Below are 2,359 nucleotides of genomic sequence, written 5' to 3'. Positions count from 1 at the left end.
GTTCCGAGTGGGCTGTTTCGAACTTAAAAGGGAGAACTTAAAATGTCGCAATTAGAATTCTATACCGGCCTTTCCGCGCTTTGGATCGCTGTGGCCTGGGTGCCTTATATCATCGACAGGATCATGGTGCGTGGGCTGATGGGAGCCCTTGACAATCCAAGTCCGGCTTTGGCTCCCCAGTCGGCCTGGGCGCTGCGGGCTAAAGCCGCGCATAAAGTGGCGGTCGAAGCCTTCGTCGCATTTGCACCGCTTGCGATCCTCGCAATGATACGAATACCCGACGACACATACCCCGGACTGTTGGCGTTGACATTCTTCATCGGCATTTTTGCACACTACGTCATCTATACCTTGGGGATCACTATCCTGAGAACGCTCAGTTTCGCTCTGGCAGCGCTATCAACTCTTGGGTTGGGGCTCCGCGTGCTGGGCTGGATCTAAGGTCAATAGCAAAAGATCTCGAAGTCAGCGCAAGTTATCCTCAGATTATGAGTGTCCACATTGGACTCAGATTTGATGGGGTCGTGGATGGCTCCTGCTCCAACCGGCGTCGCGATGCGCCTTAGGGTAGGTGTCAGAATCTGCACATGAGTGAAGCCGTTCGCAGCTAACAGCCCGAAGGTCCTGTTGGGTCGAAAGCAGACTTGGTCACTTCGGGCGCACGTCAACGTTGAAACAGGCCACCCCGAAGGGCGGGCTGTTTTGTCCTCGTCTATGAGGCAACTCTAGAGGCTTGAGTTCAGGCGCGAGACAACGAGGGACAGAACTTCCGGTCGGGTCTTCGGCGCCACACGCCCATGAGCGCGTTTGGCTCAAGGCACGCATCTGACGGTTTTGGTTGGAACTGTGGGATCATTCGTCGCTGAAGGCGCCTGTCAGAGGGACGAGACGGGCGCTGTCGGATCGACATTGAAGGTCAGTTTAAAACACGATCCAAGAATTTAGACCGGGAGGTCTACTCATCGGACGCGGCCAAGACCTCTCCAGCATAGGCGTCCATCAGCTCCGCGCCAAATTCCTCTGCACCTTCGCGACGCAGATCGGAGATGTGCGCGAGCGCATCATCGCGCACCTGGCGGCTGGGATAGACAGTCACGATGGCAAATCGATCCAATTCGGCATCCATAAGCATGGAATGCTTGGCCCCCAAAGCCAAAAGCCCGGGAAAGTATTTTCGCTTCATGAGTTCCGTTACGTGCTGCAGTGTCTCGGTCTCACCTGTGATCCGCCAAGTCGTGATTGATACAAAGCTCATTTGGTCACCCTCCAATGAAGCCAAGCATAGCACAAAAGTTCATCCTTCCTCCGTGCAAATTGCCAGCAACCACGTCAGACGGTCCGCCACACAGCCACAACGATGAGCTTTGTCAGGCAAGGCAGACCGCAAACCGACCAAGCAGGCGGTGGTTTTGCGAGTCACTCAAGGCCTGACCAGGTCCCCTCGGCGACGCAAATGCCAAATAACCTGGCACCTCGACCTCGCCGCTGCGCTAACAATGCGCGCTTGAGGCGAGCGATACGTCTAATCCGAAGAACTCAAGCGCACCCCAAGACCGCCACCGTTCCTGGGAATGAAATCAATGCCAGCAGCCGCCAACGCTCGCGCCATTCTCTGAACGGACTCGGACGATACGCGACGACGCTCTCGCTCAAAATCAACGACGGTTGAAAGGCCCTCTCCGGCCGTTTTGGCAAGCCGCGGTTGAGCATTTTAGAGAGGAAGCGCACGCCCTTCCCCTATTGATTTTTGAAATTGGCATCGGGAGCGTACAGCGCCCCGGCGACTGGGTTCGATTTTGCTGGTCCGATTACAATGGACAGTCACTCCGAATACGACAGGGCAAGACAGGACGGATGCTAAGGCTGCCCTGCACGGAGACGCTTCAACATGCTTTGGACGACGCACCGAGGGTTGGTTTGACGATTCTGACGCGGCGCGATGGCCAGCCAATGTCCTATCGATATTTGGCACAAATCATGCGCAAGGAGCGCCAACGTCTCGGGCTACTTGAATTTGACCTACATGCGCTCCGCTATCGCGGCGTTATGGAGCTTGCCTGGGCCAATTGCACGGACGACGAAATAGCGGCATTCAGCGGGCACGCATCAATTGCCATGATACGGAAATACGCAGGAGAAGCGCGTCAGGAAATGCGCGCGCGCTCAGCGGCAGAAAAGCGTGCACGAACATAGACAGAACGAACGCTGATAACATGAGTGATAACAGCTTGACGCGAACGCTCGAGAAACCTAAGCAGCACGGGCTTCCGGCGAGTTGGCGGAGTGGTTACGCAGCGGATTGCAAATCCGTGTACAGGAGTTCGATTCTCCTACTCGCCTCCAAATTCCAAAATATTTT

At 55.5% G+C, this 2,359-nt stretch carries 3 protein-coding genes and 1 tRNA gene; 3 read left to right on the top strand and 1 reads right to left on the bottom strand.

The window, feature by feature from the left end; all coding sequences use genetic code 11:
• Positions 1-42: 42 nt before the first annotated feature.
• Positions 43-441 carry an MAPEG family protein gene (locus tag AC221Y_RS23125; protein WP_486708630.1) on the top strand — a complete coding sequence of 133 codons (399 nt, stop codon included), beginning with the start codon at positions 43-45 and terminating at the stop codon, positions 439-441.
• Between the two features lie 514 nt (positions 442-955).
• Here the strand turns inward: AC221Y_RS23125 and AC221Y_RS23120 are convergent.
• A complete protein-coding gene (locus tag AC221Y_RS23120) occupies positions 956-1,255 on the bottom strand; it encodes a hypothetical protein (protein WP_486708629.1) in 300 nt (99 codons plus the stop codon).
• A 410-nt stretch (positions 1,256-1,665) separates the two neighbouring features.
• Here AC221Y_RS23120 and AC221Y_RS23115 point away from each other — a divergent pair, with 410 nt between their 5' ends.
• Positions 1,666-2,193, top strand: coding sequence for a tyrosine-type recombinase/integrase (locus AC221Y_RS23115; RefSeq protein ID WP_486708628.1), 528 nt, complete (start codon positions 1,666-1,668; stop codon positions 2,191-2,193).
• Between the two features lie 76 nt (positions 2,194-2,269).
• Positions 2,270-2,343 (top strand) — tRNA-Cys (locus AC221Y_RS23110).
• Positions 2,344-2,359 lie beyond the last annotated feature (16 nt).

It is taken from the genome of Boseongicola sp. (assembly GCF_057460485.1).
Note: the sequence above shows the minus strand (reverse complement) of the source record. Positions and strands in the feature narration are given on the sequence as shown.